24 protein-coding genes and 1 pseudogene are annotated in these 23622 nt (G+C 47.5%); 9 read left to right on the top strand and 16 right to left on the bottom strand.

What is annotated here, in order from left to right; translation table 11 throughout:
• Nucleotides 1-3: 3 nt before the first annotated feature.
• Nucleotides 4-633, bottom strand: coding sequence for an NrsF family protein (locus EHO60_RS00510; protein ID WP_135766213.1), 630 nt, complete (start codon nucleotides 631-633; stop codon nucleotides 4-6).
• 125 nt (nucleotides 634-758) lie between these two features.
• Here EHO60_RS00510 and EHO60_RS00505 point away from each other — a divergent pair, with 125 nt between their 5' ends.
• From EHO60_RS00505 to gshAB, 7 genes and pseudogenes are all read left to right on the top strand, one after another.
• Nucleotides 759-1343 (top strand): sigma-70 family RNA polymerase sigma factor, encoded by a 585-nt coding sequence (locus tag EHO60_RS00505; protein ID WP_135766212.1) that lies wholly within the window; start codon nucleotides 759-761, stop codon nucleotides 1341-1343.
• A gap of 6 nt (nucleotides 1344-1349) precedes the next feature.
• Nucleotides 1350-2521: pseudogene (locus EHO60_RS00500) on the top strand (GNAT family N-acetyltransferase).
• The gene (gene clpS / locus EHO60_RS00495) at nucleotides 2518-2853 is read left to right on the top strand and encodes an ATP-dependent Clp protease adapter ClpS (RefSeq protein ID WP_135766211.1); all 336 of its coding nucleotides are present in this window, start codon (nucleotides 2518-2520) and stop codon (nucleotides 2851-2853) included. The pseudogene EHO60_RS00500 and the gene clpS overlap by 4 nt, the downstream one beginning before the upstream one ends.
• A complete protein-coding gene (clpA, locus tag EHO60_RS00490) occupies nucleotides 2850-5102 on the top strand; it encodes an ATP-dependent Clp protease ATP-binding subunit ClpA (protein WP_135766210.1) in 2253 nt (750 codons plus the stop codon). The genes clpS and clpA overlap by 4 nt, the downstream gene beginning before the upstream one ends.
• On the top strand, nucleotides 5102-6868 hold the full coding sequence (gene ggt / locus EHO60_RS00485) for a gamma-glutamyltransferase (protein WP_135766499.1): 1767 nt from the start codon (nucleotides 5102-5104) through the stop codon (nucleotides 6866-6868). Before clpA ends, ggt begins: the two co-directional genes overlap by 1 nt.
• Nucleotides 6869-6931: 63 nt before the next feature.
• Entirely contained in the window at nucleotides 6932-8473 is a 1542-nt protein-coding gene (gene gshA / locus EHO60_RS00480) for a glutamate--cysteine ligase (protein ID WP_135766209.1), read from the top strand.
• Nucleotides 8461-9495 (top strand): bifunctional glutamate--cysteine ligase GshA/glutathione synthetase GshB, encoded by a 1035-nt coding sequence (gshAB, locus tag EHO60_RS00475; RefSeq protein ID WP_135766208.1) that lies wholly within the window; start codon nucleotides 8461-8463, stop codon nucleotides 9493-9495. The genes gshA and gshAB overlap by 13 nt, the downstream gene beginning before the upstream one ends.
• On the opposite strand, the gene EHO60_RS00470 is transcribed toward gshAB, so the two are convergent.
• The 9 genes from EHO60_RS00470 to EHO60_RS00430 form a co-directional block, all read right to left on the bottom strand.
• Complete coding sequence (locus EHO60_RS00470) at nucleotides 9492-9737, bottom strand: glutathione S-transferase N-terminal domain-containing protein (RefSeq protein ID WP_135766207.1); 246 nt, start codon at nucleotides 9735-9737, stop codon at nucleotides 9492-9494. The two genes, gshAB and EHO60_RS00470, sit on opposite strands and share 4 nt — an antisense overlap.
• Before the next feature lie 5 nt (nucleotides 9738-9742).
• Nucleotides 9743-10060 carry a Grx4 family monothiol glutaredoxin gene (gene grxD, locus EHO60_RS00465; protein WP_135766206.1) on the bottom strand — a complete coding sequence of 106 codons (318 nt, stop codon included), beginning with the start codon at nucleotides 10058-10060 and terminating at the stop codon, nucleotides 9743-9745.
• A 42-nt stretch (nucleotides 10061-10102) separates the two neighbouring features.
• Nucleotides 10103-10327: a BolA/IbaG family iron-sulfur metabolism protein gene (locus EHO60_RS00460; RefSeq protein ID WP_135766205.1), complete on the bottom strand. Its 225-nt coding sequence runs from the start codon at nucleotides 10325-10327 to the stop codon at nucleotides 10103-10105.
• 94 nt (nucleotides 10328-10421) lie between these two features.
• The gene (locus EHO60_RS00455) at nucleotides 10422-10694 is read right to left on the bottom strand and encodes a BolA family protein (RefSeq protein WP_135766204.1); all 273 of its coding nucleotides are present in this window, start codon (nucleotides 10692-10694) and stop codon (nucleotides 10422-10424) included.
• Nucleotides 10695-11468, bottom strand: a complete 774-nt coding sequence (locus EHO60_RS00450; RefSeq protein WP_135766203.1) for an ABC transporter permease — start codon at nucleotides 11466-11468, stop codon at nucleotides 10695-10697.
• The gene (locus tag EHO60_RS00445) at nucleotides 11465-12382 is read right to left on the bottom strand and encodes an ABC transporter ATP-binding protein (protein WP_135766202.1); all 918 of its coding nucleotides are present in this window, start codon (nucleotides 12380-12382) and stop codon (nucleotides 11465-11467) included. Before EHO60_RS00445 ends, EHO60_RS00450 begins: the two co-directional genes overlap by 4 nt.
• A gap of 60 nt (nucleotides 12383-12442) precedes the next feature.
• Complete coding sequence (locus tag EHO60_RS00440; protein ID WP_135766201.1) at nucleotides 12443-13819, bottom strand: dihydrolipoyl dehydrogenase; 1377 nt, start codon at nucleotides 13817-13819, stop codon at nucleotides 12443-12445.
• A gap of 59 nt (nucleotides 13820-13878) precedes the next feature.
• The gene (locus tag EHO60_RS00435) at nucleotides 13879-14694 is read right to left on the bottom strand and encodes a hydroxyacylglutathione hydrolase (RefSeq protein ID WP_135766200.1); all 816 of its coding nucleotides are present in this window, start codon (nucleotides 14692-14694) and stop codon (nucleotides 13879-13881) included.
• A gap of 8 nt (nucleotides 14695-14702) precedes the next feature.
• Nucleotides 14703-15017 (bottom strand): STAS domain-containing protein, encoded by a 315-nt coding sequence (locus EHO60_RS00430; RefSeq protein ID WP_135766199.1) that lies wholly within the window; start codon nucleotides 15015-15017, stop codon nucleotides 14703-14705.
• Between the two features lie 282 nt (nucleotides 15018-15299).
• Between EHO60_RS00430 and EHO60_RS00425 the strand changes: the two genes are divergently transcribed.
• Both EHO60_RS00425 and glpK read left to right on the top strand, forming a co-directional pair.
• Nucleotides 15300-16256: an MBL fold metallo-hydrolase gene (locus EHO60_RS00425; protein WP_135766198.1), complete on the top strand. Its 957-nt coding sequence runs from the start codon at nucleotides 15300-15302 to the stop codon at nucleotides 16254-16256.
• Nucleotides 16257-16290: 34 nt separating this feature from the next.
• A complete protein-coding gene (glpK, locus tag EHO60_RS00420; protein WP_135766197.1) occupies nucleotides 16291-17781 on the top strand; it encodes a glycerol kinase GlpK in 1491 nt (496 codons plus the stop codon).
• A 1-nt stretch (nucleotide 17782) separates the two neighbouring features.
• Here the strand turns inward: glpK and EHO60_RS00415 are convergent, their stop codons facing one another.
• The 6 genes from EHO60_RS00415 to sppA all read right to left on the bottom strand — a co-directional run bounded on the left by EHO60_RS00415 (nucleotide 17783) and on the right by sppA (nucleotide 23475).
• Nucleotides 17783-19072 carry a hypothetical protein gene (locus EHO60_RS00415; RefSeq protein WP_135766196.1) on the bottom strand — a complete coding sequence of 430 codons (1290 nt, stop codon included), beginning with the start codon at nucleotides 19070-19072 and terminating at the stop codon, nucleotides 17783-17785.
• A 13-nt stretch (nucleotides 19073-19085) separates the two neighbouring features.
• The gene (locus EHO60_RS00410; protein ID WP_135766195.1) at nucleotides 19086-19373 is read right to left on the bottom strand and encodes a hypothetical protein; all 288 of its coding nucleotides are present in this window, start codon (nucleotides 19371-19373) and stop codon (nucleotides 19086-19088) included.
• Between the two features lie 54 nt (nucleotides 19374-19427).
• The gene (locus tag EHO60_RS00405; protein WP_135766194.1) at nucleotides 19428-20408 is read right to left on the bottom strand and encodes a PP2C family protein-serine/threonine phosphatase; all 981 of its coding nucleotides are present in this window, start codon (nucleotides 20406-20408) and stop codon (nucleotides 19428-19430) included.
• Nucleotides 20405-21019: a hypothetical protein gene (locus EHO60_RS00400; RefSeq protein ID WP_135766193.1), complete on the bottom strand. Its 615-nt coding sequence runs from the start codon at nucleotides 21017-21019 to the stop codon at nucleotides 20405-20407. The genes EHO60_RS00405 and EHO60_RS00400 overlap by 4 nt, the downstream gene beginning before the upstream one ends.
• Before the next feature lie 111 nt (nucleotides 21020-21130).
• The gene (locus tag EHO60_RS00395; protein ID WP_135766192.1) at nucleotides 21131-22549 is read right to left on the bottom strand and encodes an MBOAT family O-acyltransferase; all 1419 of its coding nucleotides are present in this window, start codon (nucleotides 22547-22549) and stop codon (nucleotides 21131-21133) included.
• Between the two features lie 38 nt (nucleotides 22550-22587).
• Nucleotides 22588-23475: a signal peptide peptidase SppA gene (sppA, locus tag EHO60_RS00390; RefSeq protein WP_135766498.1), complete on the bottom strand. Its 888-nt coding sequence runs from the start codon at nucleotides 23473-23475 to the stop codon at nucleotides 22588-22590.
• Nucleotides 23476-23622 lie beyond the last annotated feature (147 nt).

The raw sequence follows: 23622 nt of genomic DNA, 5'->3' as shown, positions 1-23622 counted from the left end.
GCTTCACCAACGTAATTTATTTTTCAAAGGAACCAGGGCCAACGCGATCCAGGAAGCGGTTCCGCTTGCATGGGATAACAATAAATGATAACCGCTCTGGTCGGTACAGATAAACTTCAACGTAAGGTTAGAGGCTGCGAATAAAAGGCTTAAGACGGCAACGGACGCAACGTAGGGATTTGCCGGGGCGGTTTTGCGGATCCAAAACGAGGAAACCCCTCCGAAAATCAGCCCGAAGAGAGCCAGAAATGCAGGGCAAGGTCCGATGTGTTCCGGGTGGGGGGTATTCCATTCTTGCATAAAATGAAAAGACACGTACCCTAGCCAGAGGATCGGACCCGTTACGGCTAGAAGAAGCCAATTCCGCTTCTCCTCCGGAAAAGAGGCCTTGGACAAAGCCAAGGAGGAAAGTAAGCCCCAGCCTAGAATCAATACAGGTTCCGGCCACCAACCGGGAAATGCGTTCCGAGAAGATAGAGAGGAGAGAAAAAATCCTAGAGCCGCAGATACGCCTAAAATCAGAGCACCGATGAAAAAAAGCTGGCCTATCCTTAACGGGCGAGAGCGTCTCAGATTCGCACCCAAGGAAAGAATCAGTTTTTCCGTCGAATCAGAATCAGAATAAGTGGGCATCGTTCCTCCTTCCCTTTTTTGTTTTTCCGTCTAAGAACAAGAAAGATTGGACAATCTTTAAAATCCAGTCGAAATGTTCCCTTGGCCGCTCTTATTATGATTCGTCGGGCGGGTTGCAAGGTTACATGACCGATACGGGCAAAATCTGGGAAAGTTTAGCGGCTCGAATGAGTTCGGCTCAAGGAGGCGATTCCAGAGAGTACGAGCTCCTTTTGCGGCAGGTCCGGGATATCCTTCGTGCGTTTTTAGCTTCCAGAATTTCCCATGCGGAGGATCGAGAGGATCTCATCCAAGAGATTCTGCTCGGAATCCATCGCGCAAAGGAAACGTATCGACCGGATCGTCCCTTTGCTCCTTGGCTATTTTCCATTGCAAGATACAAAACCATCGATTACCTCCGTAAGTTGAAGAAACGGGATCTTTTGGTACTCACAGAGATGGAAGATTTTGCACAGGTAAAATCTTCGGAAAAAGAGGAATCCTGGATGGAGGCGGACGGAATCGAAACCTGGCTTTCCGTCCTGGACGATAGACAAAGAGAAATCTTGAAACTGGCCAAACTGGAAGGATATAGTGTCCGAGAAATTTCGGAAAAAACAGGACTTTCTGAATCGAACGTAAAAGTGATCGTGCATAGATCGGTTCAGAAAATCCGTAAAGTTTTTTCGGGGGAAAGGCGGCCGCAGGCTGGCCAGGAAACGTCCAACTAATAGGACATGTCCCTTTCGTTGAAAGCTAGATCCGTGGATTCCATATGTTCACTTCCTAAGGAGGAATGGGACAAGTTAAGCGATCCGGATAATCCTTTTTCGGATTACGATTTTTATGCCGGTTTGGAAAAAACCTCCTGCATCGGCGTTAAGACAGCCTGGCACCCGAAATACGTACTCGCAACGGATTCGCAAGGATTTCATTCCGCGTTTCCTTTCTTTCATAAGTTCGATTCGTACGGAGAGTACATTTTCGATCATGCCTGGGCGAATTTTTTCGCTCAAAACGGATTGTCCTATTACCCGAAAGGGCTGGTGGCATATCCTTTCACGCCCGTGACCGGAAGGAGGATTCTGCGTCGGGACGGAGTTTCCATTCGGGAGGCATTGGACGTACTTTTACCCGAAACGTTTCGCGCGGCGGAAGAAGCGGGCCTATCCGGTATTCATTTTCTGTTTTTGCAGGAAGAAGAAGCGCAGGAATTGTCAAAACGCGGGTTTGCTACGCGCATAACGCACCAGTACCATTGGCAGAATCGGAATTATGCGGACTTCGAGGATTTTCTAAAGGAATTCAAATCCAAAAAAAGGATGCAAATCCGGAAAGAAAGAGAGAACATCCGCGACGCAGGAATTTCCATCCGGGTGTTGGAAGGGGACTCGGTTACCCAAGAAAACATGGAGCAGATGTACCGTTTTTATACCGATACGTATTCGCGTAAGTGGGGTTCCCCTATCTGAATTTGGCCTTTTTTCGGGAGGCTTGGAAGACACTCAGAGATAAGATCGTATTGATCCAAGGAGAAAAAGAGGGAAAGATTCTGGGAGGAAGTTTTAATCTAAAAAAAGGGGATAAGTTTTACGGGAGATATTGGGGTTCCCTCGAGCATATTCCGTTTTTGCACTTCGAATGCTGCTATTACTCTCCGATCGAATATTCCATCCGGAATCGGATTCGAATTTTCGAAGCAGGCGCTCAAGGAGAGCAGAAATTCCTGAGAGGATTTCCCGCAGTTCCCACATACAGTTCTCATTTCATTTTCCACTCCGGAGCCAGAAATGCGATTGAACGTTTCCTAGAAACGGAAAGAATGCGTATGCAGGAAATGATCGAAGAGACGAACGAGCATTCCCCTTTAAAGGACGTCCCAGGTTTAGCGGATAGGGAAACGAGATGAGCGAAGTATACCGTTTCGATACCGAAGAACAAATCCTTACAAAGGAAAAATTGAAGTTAAAAAAGCCGCCGAAGTTCAGGGTGGTGATCCTGAACGACGATTATACTCCTATGGAGTTCGTCGTATGGATTTTGAAGGTGGTTTTTTATAGAACCGCTGCCGAGAGCGAGAGGATCATGCTTCAAGCACATACTACAGGTAAGGCCTTGTGCGGAGTCTATTCGCACGACGTAGCCAAGACGAAAGTGTCGGAAACACATAAACTTGCGGAACAAAACGGTCATCCTCTTCAATGCCGGATGGAAATCGAAGAGGGTGAGGAGGAACCATGACTCTTTCCGAGGAACTAGAAAGATCCCTGAATCAGGCTAGAATCGAAGCGGTAAAGCGCAGGAACGAATACATCACGTTGGAGCATATCCTTTTGGCTCTGACCTACGATTCCGTGGGACAAGAGGTTCTTCTCGCTTGCGGCGCGAATCTGGAAATGTTGCGCAACGAATTGCGGGAATTTCTGGATACGGAAATGGAATCGATTCCGGATTCCTTCGGAGAGATGGAGCCGGAGTATACGATAGGAGCCCAAAGGGTCCTTCAATTAGCGGCTTTTCATGTGCAATCCACCCAAAAGAAGAAGTTGGACGGGGGCTACGTACTGGCCTCCCTTTTTCGCGAGGATCAGTCCCATGCGGTTTTCTTTTTAGCTAGACAGGACATTTCTAGATTCGATGTGGTCCGGTACATTTCCCACGGAATCCGTAAAGACGGTAAGAAAGTAACTCCGGAAGGAACGACGGAACCGGCCCCTTCGGAATCCGGGGATCCTCTAAAGGACTTCTGCGTGGACCTTACCGAAAAGGCTAGGACCGGAAAATTGGATCCTCTCGTGGGCCGTTCCGAAGAGATAGAGAGAACCGTTCATATCTTGGCTCGCCGTAGAAAGAATAACCCGATTTTCGTGGGAGATGCGGGAGTCGGAAAGACCGCGATTGTGGAAGGTTTGGCACTGAACATTATGGCAGGGACGGTTCCAGATTCCTTAAAGCAGACTCGGATTTTCTCTCTGGACATGGGACTGTTGCTCGCGGGTACGAAATTCAGAGGAGAATTCGAGGAACGCCTGAAAAATGTAGTGCAGGCAGTTGCGTCCGATCCGAACCGCGTCTTATTCGTGGATGAGATCCACACGATTATCGGAGCGGGAGCGGTTTCGGGAGGTTCCTTGGACGCTTCCAATCTTCTGAAGCCCGCTTTGGCAAACGGGGAATTGAGATGTATAGGTACGACCACCTACAAAGAATACAAAGCGATCTTTGAAAAGGATCACGCTCTTTCCAGGCGCTTCCAGAAGGTGGAAGTAAACGAACCGAGCGTCGAGGAAACGATCCGGATTCTAAAGGGGCTCTTGCCTAAGTATGAGGATTTTCACGCCGTAAAATATTCCTCTCAGGCGGTGGAAGAAGCGGCGAGGTTGGCGGATCGATATATCCTGGATCGGAAATTGCCGGACAAGGCGATCGATTTGATCGACGAGGCCGGAGCAAAAGTAAAGATACGTTCCTCCGCAAAGCATAAAACCGTCACAGTTAAGGATGTGGAGGATCTCGTTTCCAGAATCGCCAAGGTGCCGACCCGGACCGTCAAGGCGGACGACCGGGATAAGCTGAAGGAACTGGATGGTGAACTGAAAAAAAGGATCTACGGCCAAGACAAGGCAGTTACAGAAATCGTGCAAGCCATCAGACTTTCTAGAAGCGGTTTATCGGAGCCCGGGAAGCCGGTGGGATCGTTTCTATTCGCGGGGCCTACGGGAGTAGGGAAAACGGAGCTTTCCAAGCAGCTAGCCTCTAACTTGGGGATAGAGTTCCATCGTTTCGATATGAGCGAGTACATGGAAAAACATACGGTATCGCGTCTGATCGGATCTCCTCCGGGTTACGTAGGTTTCGAGCAGGGGGGACAATTAACGGATGCTATTATTCGAACTCCTCATTGCGTTCTACTTCTGGACGAGATCGAAAAGGCACACGAGGATATTTATAATATTCTTTTGCAGATCATGGATCATGCCACTCTCACTGACAATAACGGTAGAAAGGCCGACTTCAAGCAGGTCATTCTGATCATGACAACGAATACCGGGGCGAGGGAGAGGGCGGCAAATCCTCTCGGCTTCGAAAATACCGCTTTGGCGGACCGGGGTCTCAAAGCGATAGAAAGACAATTTTCTCCCGAATTCAGGAACCGTCTGACTGCCATCGTGGAATTCCAGGCTCTGGACGAATCCGTCGTTTCCAAAGTGGTTCGAAAACAATTGGAACTTCTGGAAGAACGTCTGAAGGAAAAGAAAATCGTTCTGGAATACGGGGAAGAGGTGTTAGTTTTCATAGCTCGCAAAGCTTATGATCCTCTTTTCGGCGCTCGGCCGGTCCAAAGATGGATAGATTCCAACGTTTCAAAAAAGCTTTCCGAGGAGATTCTGTTCGGAAAACTCCGGGCGGGAGGATCGGTTCGCTTGCGGGAGGTCGAGGGAGAGTTGGAGTTGGATTTTTCGGAATCGGAAGGGCAGAAGAAAGGATGATGGTCTTTCCAAAAAGAGGTCTTCTTCCTGCGAGTCGGATTCTACTCCTCTTTCTTTTCCTGTTGTTCTCGGATTCCTTCTGTAAAGGAACCGGACTCTTTCTAGAAGGAAAGCGCGTTTCGGGAGAAGGGCTTGTTTCCCCCAAATCAGGAATTCCTCCGGAAAGACTGTCTACAGAATCCAAGAATATTATGATTTCCACAGATTCGGAGGAGGCTTCTCGGACCGGTTTGGAAATTCATCGATTGGGAGGAAACGCGGTGGATGTCGCGGTTGCGGCTTCCTTCGTGATTTCGGTAACTCGTCCCCAATCCACGGGAATAGGGGGCGGGGGATTCCTGTTACTGCATAGTTCCAGAGAAAAAAAGACGTATGCTTTCGATTTTAGGGAAAGGGCTCCCGCGGCCGCTTCCCGCGATATGTACAGGAACCGACCCAAAGAAGATTCTCTATTCGGATACAAATCCGTAGGAGTTCCGGGAACCGTGGCTGGATTGGTTTTGGTTCAGAAGAAGTTCGGCAAATTGTCCTTAAAGCAGGTGATGGAACCGTCGATTCGTTATGCGGAAAAAGGATTTGCGGTCTATCCCGATCTCCGAGAGTCGATCCTCGAATCGTCGAACGACATGAGTCCTACGATGCGGGATATTTTTTTACCCGGAGGAAAAGCTCCGGAGGTCGGAGGAATTCTAGTACAAAGGGATCTGGCAAAGACATTAAGGATCATTTCGGAGACGGGGGAAAAGGAGTTCTATCAGGGAAGGATCGCTCGCGCCTTGGGAAGGCTGATGAAAGAAAAGGGAGGAACGGTCTCCGAATCGGATTTAGCCAATTACCGAGTCCGACAAGGAGCACCCTTGGAGATCCTTTACAGAGGATATTCCGTTAGGACGATGTTTCCTCCTTCTTCCGGAGTACACATGCTCACCATGTTGAGAATGTTGGAAACTAGAAAATTGACGGATCTGTACCGATCTTCCAAGTCGGAATATTATCATTTTCTTGCGGAAGTGATGCGCAGGGGGTATTCGGATCGAGCCGTTTTGGGAGGGGATCCGGAATATACGAAAGTCCCGATCGAAAACCTTTTGTCTCCCGCTTACGCGTTGGCAAAGATCGCGGATTTTAAACCGATGATGGCGACGCCGAGTTCCGATTATCTAGGAAGATTGAATCTGAGGGAGGAATCTCATGAAACCACTCATATCTCCGTTATCGACTCCCAAGGAAACGCGGTTTCCACGACCCAATCCGTAAATTACAGATTCGGAGCCGCCGTGATTTTGGACGGTTACGGTTTCGTACTGAACGACACCATGGATGACTTCAGTCGTTCTCCCGGGGAACCGAACGTTTACGGTCTGATCGGAGCCGAAGCGAATTCGATTCGACCGGGAAAAACGCCTCTAAGTTCCATGTCCCCGACCATCGTGCTGAAGGATGGAGAGACCTTCCTTGTTACCGGCGCACCTGGCGGCTCCTATATCGTGAATGCTGTACTTCAGTCCTTATTGTTTAACCTGGATTTTAAACTGACCCTGTACGAATCCGTAGCTAGGGGAAGGATCCACCACCAATTTTTTCCCGATGCCTTATATATGGAAGGGGCTGCGATGGATACCGCCGTATCCAATCAGCTTAAGGGAAAGCGGCATGAATTGAGGGTGGGACCGAATTTTGCCAAATTGTTTTCCGTCAAGAAGGAGAACGGGACGCTCTACGGGGCTGCGGATCCCAGGGGAGACGGAATTCCGATGGGAGAATGAGGAATTCGGAACTAACTTTAAGAGCCCGGAACGGTCTAAGAAAAAAACGATTGGAATCAATGAATGAAACGTAGTGTAGCAGGTTTAGTATGCCCGAATTTAAGACACGCGGTCAAAGCGAAGCACGGATTGGAAAAGGAGAGCATGAGAATCTTTTCGGACGGAAAGATCGCGACCACTCCCCATCCTAAAGCCTTGGGCTCCAGTCTTACAAATCATTATATTAAGACCGATTTTTCCGAACCACAATTGGAATTCGCGACAAATGCCAGACCTAGAATAGAAGCCATTGTCCGAGAATTGCAGGATTTGCATATCTTTACTTCCCGGCATCTACAAGGAGAATGGATATGGCCGTTCAGTATGCCTCCCATTTTACCGAAAGAGGAGAAGGACATTCCCTTGGGGAAATACGGCCTCTCTTTTTCCGGGGAATGGAAGACGCTTTATCGGAATGGGCTCGGACTCCGTTACGGAAGGAGAATGCAGACGATCTCCGGCGTGCATTATAATTTTTCCTTTTCCAATCTGTTCTTAAAACAGATTTTCGAAAAGGAGATCTCCAAATTCGACAAAGAAGAGATTTCGGAAATGTACCTTTCCGTCACTAGAAACTTCTTTCGGAAAGTCCCTTTCGTTTTGTATCTCACCGGAGCGACGCCCGCTTTCGACGAGACCTTCCTACCTGTTCGGTACGATTTTCAGTTCACCAAGCATAAATCCCATACTCTCTTTGCCCCCTATGCGACTTCCCTCCGAATGAGCGAAATCGGTTATACGAGCCAGGTGCAGGACGCTCTTCCCATCAATTATAATTCTTTAAAGGAATACATGGACGGAATGTGTTACGCGGTCAGTACGCCGTATCCTCCTTACGAGTCCTTGGGGGGATCTCCGAATCAGTTGAACGCGAATTATCTTCAGATTGAAAACGAATTCTATTCCCCCATCCGTCCCAAGCAGATTCCGAAAAACCAGGAACGTCCATTGGATGCTCTCAAAAACAGAGGAATCCAATACATAGAGATCCGATGTCTGGATATAGAACCCGAATCCCCTACGGGAGTCAGCAAGAGCAGTTTGGCATATATACAGATGATTCTGCTGGACGGGATCCTGAGGCCGAGTCCACCCATTTTGGAACCGGAAAAAAAGCGGATCCGCGAAAACACAAGGCGAACCATTTGGGAAGGAAGGAAGCCGGGCCTTTCCATTTTAGGTGAGGACGGAGGAGAAATCGATTTTATCCGAGCCGGAGTCGAATATACAGAATCTTTATTTCCGATCGCGGAAGAATTGGATCGTCATTCGGGAAGAACGTTTTACCAGGATACTCTGAGCACTATGTTGGAAAAATGGAGAGATCCGGGGAAAACCCCTTCCGGTCGTTTTCTGAAACGGCTTCTGGAAGAAGATTGGGAATTCCGTGATTTGGGAATCCATCTTGCTCGGGAGAATTTCCGAAACCAGTCCCAGATGGAACTCACGCCGGGGAAATGGAATTCTTTCGAAAAGGAAGTGCATCGTTCCGTCGAAGAATTGGCGAAAATCGAAGAGACCGAAAAGGTGCGTAAGTTCCCGACTCCCAAGATATGCAACCATTGACGATCCGACTCCCCGAAGGTCAAAGATTGGATCCGAGCGAGTATGTGCTTTCCGGATTCGAAGATCTGGAGATCTCCACTCAGATCATGATCCGGGACGCACTCAATCGCGGGCTGACCGTAGAGGTGTTGGACCGAGTGAGTCATTTCCTTCGGATTTCCGGATCCGGAAGTTCCCGTTTGGTCAAGGAGGCTTCCAAAACGGATTTGGATTCCTATATGACGTTTCTGGTCATGGAAAATAAGACGGTAACGAAACGCATTCTGCACGAAAAAGGGATCCGAGTTCCGATAGGAATCAGTTTTTCGGATCCGGAAGAGGGAATGCGTTATTTTCGGGGACATTCCGAAAAGAAACTGGTCGTTAAGCCGGTTACCACGAATTTCGGAATCGGAATCACGATTCTTTCTCCAAGATCTTCCGAAGAACAAGCCAAAACGGCGATCGAAACGGCTCTTTCTTTTTCGGAGACCGCAATCCTGGAAGAATTTGCGGAAGGGCAGGAATATCGTTTTTTAGTGATCGGGAGCGAATGTGTCGCAGTGTGTAATCGTATTCCGGCTAACGTGATCGGAGACGGAAGTAAGAGCGTAAGGGAATTGGTTCTCGAAAAGAACCGGGATCCCAGGAGAGGGATCGGTCATGTTACTCCCCTAGAAAAGATCCGGCTGGAAGAAACAGAGCTGGGAGTTTTAAAAGAGCAAGGGTTGGCTGTGGATTCGGTTCCGGCGAGCGGAGAGACCGTCTATCTCCGAAGAAATTCGAATATCAGTACGGGAGGAGATTCGATAGACGTTACGGATGAGGCTTCTCCTGCTTATAAAAAAATTGCAGTGGATGCAGCAAAAGCAGTAGGAGCGAAAATTTGCGGAGTGGATATTATTGTGAAGGATCTAGGCGGAAACGAGGATTATAGAATTCTGGAACTCAATTTCAATCCCGTCCTTTACATTCACAACTATCCGTATTCCGGAAAAAATAGGGACGTAGGGAATCGGATTTTGGATCTTCTCGGGTTTTAGGCGCTCTTTTTTTTACGAACGTAATCCACGATATCCCTGGATTCGTACATTTTGACTTCTTCGTCCACGAGAAAGGGAACTTGGTTGATTCCGCCTAAGCGAACGACCTCCTGCCTACCAGGAGTTCCTCTACTTGCCTCCACCAGTTCAAAATCCTTTCCGATTACCAAGCCTAGTCTGGAAAATTCCTCTAAAACATAGGCGCAATAGGGACAGGTTTGGAACTGGTAGAGTTTCATCATCGATCTTATACTGGGAGGCCTAGTTTTTTCTGCAATTCTCCGGTCTTCGCCAATTCCACGACGATATCGTGGCCACCGATAAACTCACCTTCGATATAGAGTTGGGGAATCGTCGGCCAATTCGCGAATTCCTTGATTCCTTCCCGGACCGTCTGGTCGGAAAGTACATTGAAGGATCCGTAATCCGCACCCAGGCTTCGTAGAACGTTCGTGACGCCGGCGGAAAAACCGCACATCGGGGCCTCAGGAGTTCCTTTCATAAATAGAAAGATCTTTTTCGAGCCGATCAATCCTTCGATTTTTTCTTTGAGAGTTTGGTCCATTTGCTTCCTCTAAAATTGTATTATTTCTGCGGTTCCACGTTTCTAAGAGACTTTGGTTTCCAGAGCTAGGGCATGGACTTCTTCTTTGAGTTCTTCCCGCAATGTGTCGTAAACCATTCTATGCTGTTCTACCATCGATTTGCCTTGGAAGCCGGAGTATCTCACCACCGCCTTGATATGGACACCGTCCTTGTACGGATCTAAGATTTCCACCTCGGAACCTGGTAGGCCGGATCGGATCTTATTTCGGATTTCTTCTATCGTCATGATTCCAATGATTAGACTTCGACTCTTAAGAGTTCGAGGCCCGTTTTCCTAAGGATAGCTTGGAAAGGCGACCTTGCCGCACAATCATTTTTCCTCAGGGAACTTCGGTCCGGATTTCCAAGGCGTGGATTTTCCTGGCCTTCACCGTGGATTCCAAGGTGGAAACGACGAGTCTGTGTTGTTCCAGGAGAGACTTTCCCCGAAAGGATTCACAAGCGATCCGAACTCTCAGATGGGTTCCTTTCCTGCGTCCTTCCGGATTCCCGGAATGACCTGCGTGCTCCGCGGAAAAATCCACCACTTCCAAAGCTGAGGGAGAGAATTTTTCCCGAAGTAGAAATTCCAATTCTTCCTGAGTTTCTTTCATTTACGTCCTCGTTCCGATTCCTCGGTTCAGTAAGAATACCGCTAAACAATACAATAGAATCGTTCCGAAGGCCAAGAGACTCATGGCGAAAATCGGATCTATATCGCTCACTCCCAGAAAGCCGTAACGGAACGCGTTTACCATATATAGGATGGGATTGAACTTGGAGACGATCTGCCATGTTTCAGGGAGCATACGGATAGAATAAAAAATTCCTCCTAGATACGTGAGAGGCGTCAGGATGAAAGTGGGAATGATGGTGACGTCGTCGAACTTCTTCGCGAATAAGGCGTTCAGGAATCCTCCCATGGAAAAAAGCAGGGCGGAAAGCGCCACGGTAATGAACACAGCCCAAGGGTGAACGATTTTCAGATCGGTAAAAAACAAGGAAACGATCGTCACGATGATTCCCACTAGGATGCCTCGGATCACTCCGCCGATGGAATATCCGAGTACGATCAAATGGGAAGGTGTGGGGGAAACGAGAAGTTCCTCTATATTCCGTCCGAATTTCGCTCCGAAAAAGGATGAGACCACATTGTTATAAGCGTTCAGAATCACCGACATCATTACGAGACCGGGGACGATGAATTGGATGTACGTATGTTCCCCGATATTTCCGATCTGCGATCCTACCAGTTTCCCGAAGATGAGAAAGTACAGAGAGATGGTGATACCGGGAGGGATCAGAGTCTGGATCCAGATTCTGAGGATTCGCACAGTTTCTTTGCGCACTATCGTGGAAAACGCGTTGAACTTTTCCCGGAATGTCATGAATTCTTCTCCACCAATTTCAGGAAGAGTTCTTCCAGTCGATTCGCTTTGTTTCTCATGCTGGTGATTTTTATTCCTTCCTGGTCCAACAATCGGAACAGTTCGTTGATCGAATGGGTTTTGTTGACCTCCACTTCCAGGGTCAGGTCGTCCACTTTTCTCAATAAAAAGCCGTTGAGTTTCGGAGGAACCGATACCGCTTCCTGTAGGTCGAGTATGAAGGTTTCCGTATCCAATTTTACCAGGAGTTCCTTAACGGAGGTGTTTTCCACGATGAGTCCTCTATCTATGATCGCGATTCTTTTGCAAAGTGTTTCCGCTTCCTCCAGATAATGGGTGGTAAGTATGATAGTGATCCCCGATTCGTTTAATTTGATCAGGAATTCCCAAAGGGATCTTCTGAATTCTATGTCCACTCCCGCCGTAGGTTCGTCCAGGATCAGAATTTTCGGATTATGGACCAGGGCCCTCGCGATCATCAGCCTTCGTTTCATTCCCCCGGATAATCTTCCCGCAGATTCTTTTCGTTTTTCATAAAGTCCTAATTGTTTCAGATATTCGTGAGCTCTCTCGGTCGCAACGGATTTGGCCAGGCCGTAATAGCCCCCCTGGTTGATCACGATCTGTTCCACTTTTTCAAAGATATTGAAATTGAACTCTTGCGGTACGACTCCCAAGAAAGATTTGGCCAGAGGAAGGTCAGTGTCGATGTCAGCGCCGTAAATTCTGACTTTTCCCGAGGTTTTGTTCACCAGGGAACTCAGGATTCCGATGGTAGTGGATTTGCCCGCGCCGTTCGGACCCAAGAGCGCGAAAAATTCGCCTTCTTCCACGGTTAAATCAATTCCTCGGAGAGCCTGAATCCCTCCCGAATAGGTTTTAACCAGATTTTCTATCTCTAATGCTTTTTTCATCCGTACGGAAATTAGGCTCCTTTCATCATTCGACGCGGTGTCGGTGTCTCCCGACGATTTTTATGATGCTAATATCTCCCTGGCTTTTCTCGCCGCGTTCCTGGCGATTTCCGGAAGTGCGGGATGGATGTAAATCATTTTCAGAAGATCGTCCAAGGTACCGCCCATAGTCATCAAAAGAATAAAAACGTGAATTAGGTTCGAGGCTTCGTCCCCTAAAACGTGCGCACCCAACAATTTTCTAGATTTACGATCCACCAGGATCTTTACGAATCCCTCTTCGGATCGTCGGGCCATTCCGGTAGCGCTAGCGGAATAGGGGTTGGTCGCCGAGATATAGTCCGCTCCTTCGGAGATCAATTCGCGTTCCGTCTTACCTACCGCTGCGATCTGGGGATGAGTGAAGACTGCGTGAGGAACGGGGGGATATTCTACGAGGGTCCTTTTCTTGTCCACGTACAAGGAATGGAAAAGGGCTTCCCCTTCGAAATTTACGGAGTGCCTGAAAAAGTGTTTTCCCGCGATATCTCCCAAGGCGTACACTCCCTCCGCAGTCGTTTCCAGATATTCGTTCGTGAGAATGTATCCTTTTTCGTTCATCCGGATTTCCGTATGATCCAGATCGAGCCAATCCGTATTCGGACGGACACCCGTGGCCACCAACAACGCGTCCCCTTCGAGTTCGAATTCCGAATTTTCTCCCTTACAATGGAGACGGAATCGGCCCGAATCGTACTCCACTTTTTCCACCGAGGTTCCGAGACGTACGTCGTGTTTTTTCAGAAAACTTTTTTCGAATGCGTTGACGATGTCCTCGTCTTCGTGGGAAAGCATTCGATTCCGAACTAGGAAGGTGGTTTCGGAGCCGAAGGAGGAATATGCAAAACCCAGTTCTAAAGCGATGTATCCTCCGCCGATGATCAGGAGTCGTTTCGGAAGTTCCGTCCTACGCAAAGCTTCCCTGCTTGTCATAAACGGTGTGCCTGCAAGACCGGGGATGTCCGGCAGAAAGGGTCGGCAACCTCCCGCTAGGAAAATGCGATCCGCCGTTAAAAGTTCTCCGTTGGCTTGGATCACCTTGTTTTCCACAAAGCGGCCCTCATAAGGATAATAATCTATGTTCGGATTCTTTTCGTACGCAGGGGCTATACTATCCGAGTCCGAATCCACCGCGGCAGAGATCCTCTGGACCAAGGATTGAAAATCCACTCGAAACGGACCCGGAATGTCCAATTGGAATCTTGCCGCATCGGAAGCTAGGGTTAGGATCTCGGCGGGATAGATGAGCATTTTGGAAGGAATGCACCCCCGGTTCAGGCAAGTGCCTCCTAGTCTGTCTTTTTCCAGAATCGCGACTTTATAGCCGAGTCTGGAAGGAGGGGTCACTAATTTCGTACCACCCCCCGATCCGATTACGAGAATATCATATTTTTTCATTCGATTCGACTAGATCGGAGACGCCTCCGAGAAAAGGGAAAGAGGTTATCTTTTAGACCCTACCATTTGTCTCTTAGGGATCGTAAAGTCAGAAAAAGAGTTTTCTCGTCGGTCGGAAGATCCGTCTTGCCGGATCGATTCCGTATTCCGGAAACTAGAGAAAGGGAAGGATTTCTACAGAGGAAGAAAGGATTGAATTCCCTTTCTTCTCCGAAGTCGGTCGTCCAAAATTCCTCGTTTTCCCGGAGACCTTCCGCTCGTTCCAAAGCCGCCTTCGCCCTAGAATTTTCCGGATCCAGGTGCAGACTGAATCTAAGATTGTTCTTCAGATAATCGTGGCCCGGGTAAAGCCTGACTGTGTCCGGTAGCGCATAGAAAATTTCGGAAACGGTTCGGTACAGTACTTCGGCGTTTCCCCCATTCTTGCAATTTCCTACTCCGCAATTGAAGATGGTATCTCCCGTAAAGACTGCGGTCGGAGTTTTGTTTTCGATCTGGAGAAGACAAATGTGAGAGAAGGTATGTCCCGGAGTGTCCAATACTTCCAAGTAAGAGAGTTCCGCGGGATCGGACAAGATCCTGTCTCCCGGAAGCAAGGATTGGCTCGCCAAAGGGACGGATTCCATCCCTTTGGGGTGTGTCAATACGACGGATCCGAATTCCCGGCAAAGCCCTTCGTTTCCGCTCGTATGGTCCCAGTGTTCGTGAGTGTTTACGATGAAATTTAAATTCCAATCTTTATTCTTTAGCACGGCGGAAATCTGGGCGGAGTCGAACGGGTCTATGCAGACGGTTTCTCCGGAGGAAGTTTGTCGGATTAAGTAGCTGAAATTTCGAAGCGGGCTAGCTGTGTAGATTTGGACGATTTCCAACATCTAAGGATTCAGGGAATAATATCCAGGTGCTTGTCTAAGTTGGCGATTCTCAGGATGGTCATCACGTCCCGACTCAAGTTCCTCAATTTCAGACTCCCATTCCTTTCTGTAACGTATTTTTGGGTATTGAAAATGGCTCCTATCCCGGAGGAGTCCAAATAAACGTCTCCCTTGAAATCCAGAATAATTTCTTTGCAACCTTCGTCGAATTGCTTGATAATCAATTCTTTTAAGGAGAACGCATTCTTTAGGCTTACGTTACCCTGGATCTTAACGATGCAAATTCCGTCCTCAAAGGACACATCTGTCTGAAAACCTTCCAATAGAAACGGCTCCGATTTTCTATTTATATGACCGTCCTCGAGAGGGAAATTCTACCGAAACGTTTAGAAAATAAAAATTTCGAACGTTCGCTCGGGGAGGGAATCCGATCAATGAGAGTAATTTGTGGCAAAGGGGAGGTAAACTCTTTTTTTCCTTCCGAAATAGGGCAATTTCTCCGACCGCGGAAAGAAGAAATGGTGGAAAAAACGGACAGGACGAGAAAATAGAGTGGGCGTTTTCCATGACCAGTTTGCAAGGTTTTGGCCGATATTTGAATAGCGATGCGGATTAAATTTTGGGGAGTTCGGGGCTCCATTTCTTCCCCGGTAAAAGGCGATTTGATTCGGGCGAAGATTTTAAAAATCCTGAGTCTCGCTTCGCCTTCCGACCTTCAGAGTCCGGAAGCCATAGAAGACTTTCTGGATTCCTTAGCCCTGTCCAATTGGAGCACGTACGGTGGAAATACCACCTGCGTCGAAATCCGGGATAAGGAAGATAGACTCATCATTATCGACGGTGGTACGGGACTCCGGGAACTCGGGAATTCCATTCTGCACGAAGGTTATCTCCAGGGAAAAGGAAGCGCCGTTTGGATCTTTACTCATACCCATTGGGACCATATTCAGGGGATTCCTTTCTTTGTACCTCTGTACACTCCGGGGAACAGGTTCGAGTTCGTAAGCTCGGTGGAAAATCTGGAGAATCGGTTGAAATACCAGCACACCTTTACCCATTTTCCGGTTCCTTTCGAAGGCTTTCAGGCGGAAAAAATCTTTCGCCACGTACCGGAAGGAAGGGCTTTCCGTGCGACCGACTCCGTGACTTCCATTTCGAAAGCGGTGCGACATCCGGGCGGAAGTTATTCGTATCGTTTCGAAGAGGATGGTAAATCCTTGATCTTCGCGTCCGACGCAGAATTCAATCTGGACGAGATGGAGAATATCGACGATTACTTGAACTATTTTAGAGGAGCTGACGTGCTCGTTTTCGATACCCAATACACGTTCGAAGAGTCCTTGCAAAAAATCGATTGGGGACACAGCACCGCTTCGATGGCTACGGACATCGCCTTACGTGCGAACGTGAAAAAGTTGGTCATGTTTCACCATGACCCTTCCTACGACGACGAAAAGCTGGATGCAGTCTATCTACGCGCTATCAAATACAAGGAAATGTTCGATCCGGACAATCAGCTGGAGATCATTATGGCGAGAGAAGGTTTGGAGATTCAGATCTGAATCCAGAGTTCTCGCCTAAAAATCGGAGGAAACGATGAGCGAATATATCATAGGTATCGATGCGGGTACCACGGGGATCCGTACGTTTTGTTTTAATCGGTCGGGTGGAGTGATTTCCAGCGCTTACTCCGAATTTAAACAGTACTTTCCGAAAGCCGGCTGGGTGGAACACGATCCCGAAGAAATTTGGGCCAAGACGGAAAAGCTCATCCTGCAAGCGATCCGAAAGGGAAAGTTGAAACCCGAAAATGCGGTCGCCATAGGAATCACGAACCAGAGAGAGACCACCGTACTTTTCGATAAAGATACAGGAGCTCCGGTTTACAACGCCATAGTTTGGCAATGTAGAAGGACGGCTGAATTCTGCGGTACATTGAAAAAAGAGGGAGTCGAACCTATTTTCCGAAAAAAAACCGGACTCGTAGTGGATGCCTATTTTAGCGGAACCAAGATCCGTTGGATTTTGGAGAATGTAAAAGGAGTGAGGGCCAAGGCGGAGAAAGGGAAGATACTCTTCGGAACGATCGACACATATCTTTTGTACCGCTTGACCAACGGAAAATCGCACAAAACGGACCATACGAATGCCAGTAGAACCCTGATCTTCAATATAGAAAAAAAGGAATGGGATAAGGAACTGTTGAAGATTCTGGATATTCCGGAAGCGATTTTGCCGGAGACCCACAATTCCAGCAATCTGTTCGGAAGGACGGAAGGGGTGAAAGGACTCCTGGACGGAATTCCGATCTCTTCCCTAGTGGGAGACCAACAAGGTGCATTGTTCGGACAATTGTGTACGGAACCTGGAGAGGCAAAGAACACGTACGGAACCGGATGCTTTCTCTTATTCAATACGGGAAACAAATTACAGATCTCTAAAAACAATTTGATCACCACTCTCGCCTGCGGTCCGGAAGGAAAAACCGTGTATTGCCTAGAAGGTTCCATCTTTATCGGAGGTGCGGTCATCCAGTACCTGCGGGACAATCTGAAGTTTTTTAAAGAATCCAAGCTTTCCGAAAAAATGGCTTCGTCCGTGACCAAAGAGGACGAGGTGGTTTTCGTACCTGCATTTGCCGGTTTGGGAGCTCCTTACTGGGATATGAACGCTAGGGGAGCAATTTTGGGTCTGACCAGAGATACGACTCAGGAGCAGATTGCCCGCGCCGCATTAAAATCCATCGCCCTGCAATCCTATGAATTAGTGGAGGCTATGGAAAACGATACCGGCTCCAAATTGAAACTATTGAAGGTGGACGGAGGCGCGACAGCAAACCAATGGCTGATGCAGTACCAAGCGGACATTTTGGGTAAAAAAATCGTTCGTCCTTCGAATTTGGATACGACCGTTCTAGGAGCCGCTTATTTGGCCGGGCTGGAAAGAGGTTTTTACTCCTCGGTGTCCGACTTGAAGAAAAAGCAAAAATCGAATAAGGAATTTTCGCCGAAGATGAGCGGAGGACAAAGGGAAAAAGAGATTCGAGTTTGGAAGGAGTCCGTTAAAAGAATTTTAACGGGAAACTGATTCAATAATTCCGGGAGAGTAGGGAAAATTCGAAAGGATGTCGGTCCCCGGAAATTCCTCCTCCCACCGTTAATTTCGTTTGGTCGTAACGAGGAATCTCCACGATACAGTGTTCCGGAATCCGGAATAATTCATAGGCGTCCCTTTCCTTTCGAGAGAGAAGGATATCGAATCTGAGGATCTCCAGAAATTTTACCGTATGGAATAGTATCTTGTCCTTCGTCACGGCATAGAGTCCGAGTCCCTCTCCCCGAAAATTGAAATTGTATTTCTCCCCCGGAATCGAAGAAAATCGAACTTCCCGCCGAGAATCGAATTCGGCCTGAGTTTCGTCTCCCTGTTCTCGATAGACGGGAAAGGTTCCTTCTTCATAATAAATCTTTCTGGAAAATCTTCTGAATATTTCCCGTTCTACGATTTCCGGAAATGATTCCCCCGGTTCCGGTTTTTTGGAGGGTCCGTTCAATATCTGTTTCCAGCGATTTTTGGAAACGTTTCGTTCCACTATTTTTCTGACCGGAAACGAAAGTTCCGGAACGGCGAACTTTACGATTCTTTCATCTACCGTGTTCAGAACGGAATTCAAAAACGGGCCATGGATGAGCGGAAGGATTTCGATCGTAAATATGGTGTCGCGCAGAAAAACCGCAAATTCCGGCTCGTGGGAGAAAAGGTTCGAAACGATGGTTTGTTCTTCCGCAGGAGTTCCTGCATACAGAATCCGTAACAGACGGAAAAGATAGTTTTTGTTTTTCGGATCGAAGTACAATTCCTCGATTTTGAGGGAGACGGACTCTTCGTCCAACTCAGGATTTACGATATCCCTCAAGGAAAGATAACGTGTTGCAACCATTCTGCTCCTGCTTTGTCGGAACAAAGGAAAATTGCCGGTAATCATCGGACCGATCTGAGTGGATTCTAGAGGAGAACGAAGCAATAAAATGGGAGGTTTTCCCGTCGCTTTGTACGGGTTTTTTTCGATTTTGAAGAGATTTCCTTCCCAATTCTCCCGAGCGCCTTCCGGGAACTTTCCGTCTTCTTTTCGGATTTCCCCATCGTCATAGGACAAGTAGGAGGGACTATTCATCGGACGAGGAGGGAAGTTCCTTCGATCGTATTCGATTTCGTATAAAAAAGAAGGAATCAGAGCGGGTTGGGAATAGAGAAAAGGCAGTTCCTCGATGTTTTCTCTGGGAAAACCGTAAAAAGGTTGGACCTTGGTTTTTACTCTCGCTACGGAATCCGGATTGCAAAGAAAGAAATGGTAATTTTCCCCCTCTACATGGATCATCTCAAGGACGGGCTCATTCTTCTTCCCTCAAGTCCGGATGTAAAACCGATAATCCCGGAGGTTCGTGAGTCCTTTTGGAGAGTTTGCCGACGAGCCGGGTCTTGAATCTAGTCCAGTCGTACGTTTGCTTCAGTTCGGAGATTTCTTCCTCGAAGCCGTACTGGATGAAATCCACCACTTCCTGTTCCGTCATTCCGGTCAGAAGGGAAGTGTCCGATACGACCCTCAGAACTTTACGAACATCCCGTTCGTTCCAGATTAGGACGGAAGTTAATTTTTCGATCCATTCGCTATGACTCACGAATACATTCTGCCTAGGAGGGGAGTGAATTCAACCAGGAAAAAGGAATGGAGACTAAAGTTTTCGTATCGCTAGAATACTCATATCGTCGCGGATCCTACCCCCTCCGTACTGAGTGATTTCCTCGAAAAGGGTATCGATCAGTTTTTTGAGGTTATTCTTCGGGGCGTTCTCCAGGAATTTATAAAGGTTTTCGCCGTAATAGCTGTTTTTCATCTTACTCTTTTGTTCGAAGAGTCCGTCGGTAAAACTAAACAACACGTCTTCCTTTTCCATCTTGAGGCTTCGGCATGGTCTCTCCTTTTTTCCCGGAGGATTCATCACTGTGGATAGAAAGAACCCGTCCGTGTCCAAGATCTCGTTCCGATTTTCTTTGGCATTGAATAATACGGAACTGGGATGGATCCCCGATAGAAGAAAATTACCGGAAGGGTCCGCTTTCATGAGCAGGAACGTAGCATATAGGCTGCGATGGATCGTAGGAAAGGTTTTGGTTCTTTCCTCTAGGTGATCGTTGATTTTGCGTATGGCTTCGTCCGGGCGAGAACTACTGTGTATGACGTCCGACATTTGATTCATTACCATCATACTGAATAGGCCGGCGACATATCCGTGTCCGGAAGTGTCTCCGATACCGAACCAATAATTCCCTTCCTTGTCCCTCAGAAAATTGTAAAAATCGCCTCCGATCGGATTATAGGTCAGACACCTTCCGTAGACTTCGAAGTGTTCGTCCTTAAAATCCAAGGGGAGGATGTAATTCTGCATCCGGCTGTCCCCTTTTCGGAAACGCTTGATGATTTTTCCGGCCTCTTGCTCCTCGGGCAATATTCTTTCCGTAAGATAGAGTGCGAAGGCCACATAGTTTAAAAAGAGGGTAAAGGCGATCGCCGCTAACGCGAGAACCGGAATAGAGATTAGAAAATTATAAAAATAAAAACCGAAGATAAAGCAGAGCGTCAGGGAAAGGTTCAGGACTAGAATGATTTTCCATGCACCCTTGAGGTATTGCTTAATTGTAAACGCCGCTCTCATCGTATTTTATAATATGCGTGGGTTTGGTATTCTTTCTTCGCGAAATTCTTTCTTGCTATCCGAAACGCCTCGTCCTCGGAATACGGAACCCGAATTCCTTCCACAACACCGAAGGGTTTTTCCTTGTATCCGGTTTCGTACAGCATAGGAATCAAGGATAAGGAATTCGGATCGTAGTGGTACAATAACCTATGGTTGCTCCTGGACGTCTTTGCGCCGGAAGTTTCCGGTTTTTTTCCTTTTTCCCATACGGATTCCTCTATAATGAGGGATTCCGTCATCAGGAGAACCCAGTTCCCTTTGGTTTTGAATCTGCCTTTTCCCTCCACCCGCATCTGACGAAATTTATTTCCCTCTTCAATCTCCCGATTGTACGTTTTTCGAAACGTTTTTTCCACATCGGAAAACTCGATGAATTCGGAATGGTTTTCTATGTAGCCTAAAGAAGTCAAAGGAGACATTCCCGGAATATTTTTTCGAAAGGTTCCGGATAAAACCGCATCGGGCAGGGATTGTTTCTGAGCGGGAAGTTCCCGAATCCAGGCAGGAGGAAAACAAGCGACCAGACTAAAGCAGAAAAACGGCAGGAAGAATCGTCGAAGGATTTGCATCTGTGATCCCGGAGGGAAAGGGCGAAGGAGTTCCGAACTTCATTTCTACCGGAACGCCTAAGCCGGGGTACATACTGGAAAAACGCCTTGCTCGGGGCAAACCGAATCTCATTAAAATTGGAAGTAGATGAAATCTCCTCCGCCGTCTCCAAAGATTCCCAGTAAAAGCAGGACGATTAGGGAGAAAACGGGCAAAAGCCAGGTAAATTGAGAACGAATCCGGTCACGCAGAGAAGGGTAATATTGCACTGCATTCCAAAAAAAGGCAAGAATTACGAATAAAAACAGTTCTTCCCAACGCGGAATCGGCTTCCCGGAAAAAAGATTCCCGAAACCTAAAAAGTATTCTTTCGTTAAACGTAAAGATTCCTTTCCCATCGCCGCCGACCGGAAAAAGATTCCGGATAAGGAAAACAGATGAACGGTCAATGCGATTCTGAAAAAACGTCGGAGTCCTTTGGGTTCGGGTTCGTCTTTCGGATTTCCCGGAGACAAGAATCTTTCCGCACCCAGAATGATTCCTAAGTAAGCTCCCCAAATGAGATATCCGAAATTCGCCCCGTGCCAAAGCCCTCCCAAGGTCATCGTCAGGAAGGAATTCCACTGGGTTCTCCAAATTCCGCCGCGGCTTCCGCCCAAGGGAATGTACAGATAATCCTTGAGCCAGGTGGATAGGGTCACATGCCAACGTCCCCAAAATTCACGAAATGACGGAGAAAGGAAAGGACCTCGGAAGTTTTCCGGAATATCATAGCCCAAAAGGAAGGCCGAGCCGCGGGCGATATCCGTATATCCGCTGAAATCGCAATACACTTGGCTGATGAATCCGAACAGGCCCAAATACAGGGCACCCGCGTTGTAAGCGGAAGGCTGCGCGTAAATCGGATTTACGATGACTGCAATATTATCCGCGAGCACAACTTTTTTGAATAAGCCGGAAAGAATGAGAAAGACTCCCCATTTGATTCGATCGAAGTCGATCCAAGGCTTATCGAGTTTGGGAAGGAAATCCGTGGTCCGCATGATCGGGCCGGCAATGAGTTGCGGAAAAAATAATATGAATAAGAAATAATCGGAGGCTTTGATCCGATCGGGCACATGGTTCCTATGGATGTCTACTTGTAACGCCACCAATTGGAACGTATAAAAACTAATGGCGAGAGGGAGAGGTATATGAACGCCTCTTCCGAAATCCGAAAAGGCGGAGCCCCCTTTGAACAAATCCAGAGTTTCCAGCAGGAAATAAAAATATTTAAAAAAAGCTAAATTCAGAAAATTTAATGCTATTACCCAAAACAAGGTTCGGGAGGTGGATCGGCCTTGGGACTTCTCTTTCCATAATCTTAGGGAAAAGAAGAAATTCACAGCTATGACCGTCAGAAAGTGAGCGGTGAACGCCAGCCCAGAATAAAAATAGAAAATTAAGGAAGCTAGGAGCAAAAGGTCCTTTCTCCATTTTTGCGGAGAAGACCAATACAGCAGGAAGGTTACGGAAAATAACGCGAGATACGGAAGGGAATTGAATAGCATGCGGGGGAGTTACCGAAAGTTCCGGACCAGTTTCCTTTTCAAGGAGAGAACATGTATAAAAAACGGACCCGATTTACCCCTAATCCGACTCTTTCCAGTAGAGTGGGCGATTCGGGGGAGAAGCCTTGGATATGGTAAAACGTTTCCGGCTTTTCTTTTGCGTGAGAATAAAATACCACTCTCGGGTTTATGTTTCCAGGAGTCATTTTATATCCGGGCAAACGCATCGTTACGGTAACTGCATCTTCGAAATACCCGATGCCGTCCACTAATCCGTGTTTCATCGCCTGCGAGGCGGTAAAGATCCGTCCATCGGCCAATTTTTTGAGGTCGCCTTCCTTCACTTTTAGCCTTCCCATTTTTACGACTTCGAAAAAGCGATCGTACAGATTGTCCACGACTCCTTGCAATAGTTTTCTCTGTTCGGAAGTGAGTTCTTCCAAGGGAGAGCCGACCGCCTTATTTTCTCCGGAGCGTATGGATTGGTCCTTGATACCAATCTTATCCAAACCCTCTTTTACATTGATCCCCTGCATAATCACTCCAATGGATCCGGTCACCGTAGTCGGGTGAGCCAAGAGGTAATCAGAAGACATGGAAATATAATATGCTCCGGAAGCCGCAGTATCCATGAAAAGCGCCAACACGGGGACATGTTTCTTTTTCTTAAATTCCAGGATTTCCCGATAAATGATATCGCTCGCGGTAACCGTTCCGCCGGGGGAATTGATTTTTAAGATGACCGCTCTGAGGTTCGGATCTTCCATCGCATAGGACAGTTGCAATTTGACCGAGGAAAGTACCGAATCCTTTTCTCCGGTAAATATATTTCCTTCTCTCGAGTCGTCCGAAATGATTCCTTCTATCGGCAGGACGAGAACTTTGTCCTTATCCCGACCTGAGACGATCTTTTCCACAGGAACCAACTGTCTGGTTTGCGGGAGAGTGATGCAGGAAAACGCAAATAGAAAGATCGTAAGAGGGAAGGATTTGGCAAGAATGCGAAGGGCAGTCATTTAGGACCTCAGGATGTCCATATTCGGAGACAAGACCTAGTCATCAATTCCTTTCCC

The sequence above is a fragment of the Leptospira fletcheri genome, from assembly GCF_004769195.1.
Taxonomy (GTDB): Bacteria; Spirochaetota; Leptospiria; order Leptospirales; family Leptospiraceae; genus Leptospira_B; species Leptospira_B fletcheri.
This window is presented reverse-complemented; position numbering and strand designations above follow the sequence as displayed.

Coding starts and splice junctions, on each gene's coding strand:
- EHO60_RS00510 (WP_135766213.1), bottom strand. CDS start 633: ATGCCCACTTATTCTGATTCTGATTCGACGGAAAAACTGATTCTTTCC.
- EHO60_RS00505 (WP_135766212.1), top strand. CDS start 759: ATGACCGATACGGGCAAAATCTGGGAAAGTTTAGCGGCTCGAATGAGT.
- clpS (WP_135766211.1), top strand. CDS start 2,518: ATGAGCGAAGTATACCGTTTCGATACCGAAGAACAAATCCTTACAAAG.
- clpA (WP_135766210.1), top strand. CDS start 2,850: ATGACTCTTTCCGAGGAACTAGAAAGATCCCTGAATCAGGCTAGAATC.
- ggt (WP_135766499.1), top strand. CDS start 5,102: ATGGTCTTTCCAAAAAGAGGTCTTCTTCCTGCGAGTCGGATTCTACTC.
- gshA (WP_135766209.1), top strand. CDS start 6,932: ATGAAACGTAGTGTAGCAGGTTTAGTATGCCCGAATTTAAGACACGCG.
- gshAB (WP_135766208.1), top strand. CDS start 8,461: ATGCAACCATTGACGATCCGACTCCCCGAAGGTCAAAGATTGGATCCG.
- EHO60_RS00470 (WP_135766207.1), bottom strand. CDS start 9,737: ATGATGAAACTCTACCAGTTCCAAACCTGTCCCTATTGCGCCTATGTT.
- grxD (WP_135766206.1), bottom strand. CDS start 10,060: ATGGACCAAACTCTCAAAGAAAAAATCGAAGGATTGATCGGCTCGAAA.
- EHO60_RS00460 (WP_135766205.1), bottom strand. CDS start 10,327: ATGACGATAGAAGAAATCCGAAATAAGATCCGATCCGGCCTACCAGGT.
- EHO60_RS00455 (WP_135766204.1), bottom strand. CDS start 10,694: ATGAAAGAAACTCAGGAAGAATTGGAATTTCTACTTCGGGAAAAATTC.
- EHO60_RS00450 (WP_135766203.1), bottom strand. CDS start 11,468: ATGACATTCCGGGAAAAGTTCAACGCGTTTTCCACGATAGTGCGCAAA.
- EHO60_RS00445 (WP_135766202.1), bottom strand. CDS start 12,382: ATGAAAAAAGCATTAGAGATAGAAAATCTGGTTAAAACCTATTCGGGA.
- EHO60_RS00440 (WP_135766201.1), bottom strand. CDS start 13,819: ATGAAAAAATATGATATTCTCGTAATCGGATCGGGGGGTGGTACGAAA.
- EHO60_RS00435 (WP_135766200.1), bottom strand. CDS start 14,694: ATGTTGGAAATCGTCCAAATCTACACAGCTAGCCCGCTTCGAAATTTC.
- EHO60_RS00425 (WP_135766198.1), top strand. CDS start 15,300: ATGCGGATTAAATTTTGGGGAGTTCGGGGCTCCATTTCTTCCCCGGTA.
- glpK (WP_135766197.1), top strand. CDS start 16,291: ATGAGCGAATATATCATAGGTATCGATGCGGGTACCACGGGGATCCGT.
- EHO60_RS00415 (WP_135766196.1), bottom strand. CDS start 19,072: ATGATCCATGTAGAGGGGGAAAATTACCATTTCTTTCTTTGCAATCCG.
- EHO60_RS00405 (WP_135766194.1), bottom strand. CDS start 20,408: ATGAGAGCGGCGTTTACAATTAAGCAATACCTCAAGGGTGCATGGAAA.
- EHO60_RS00400 (WP_135766193.1), bottom strand. CDS start 21,019: ATGCAAATCCTTCGACGATTCTTCCTGCCGTTTTTCTGCTTTAGTCTG.
- EHO60_RS00395 (WP_135766192.1), bottom strand. CDS start 22,549: ATGCTATTCAATTCCCTTCCGTATCTCGCGTTATTTTCCGTAACCTTC.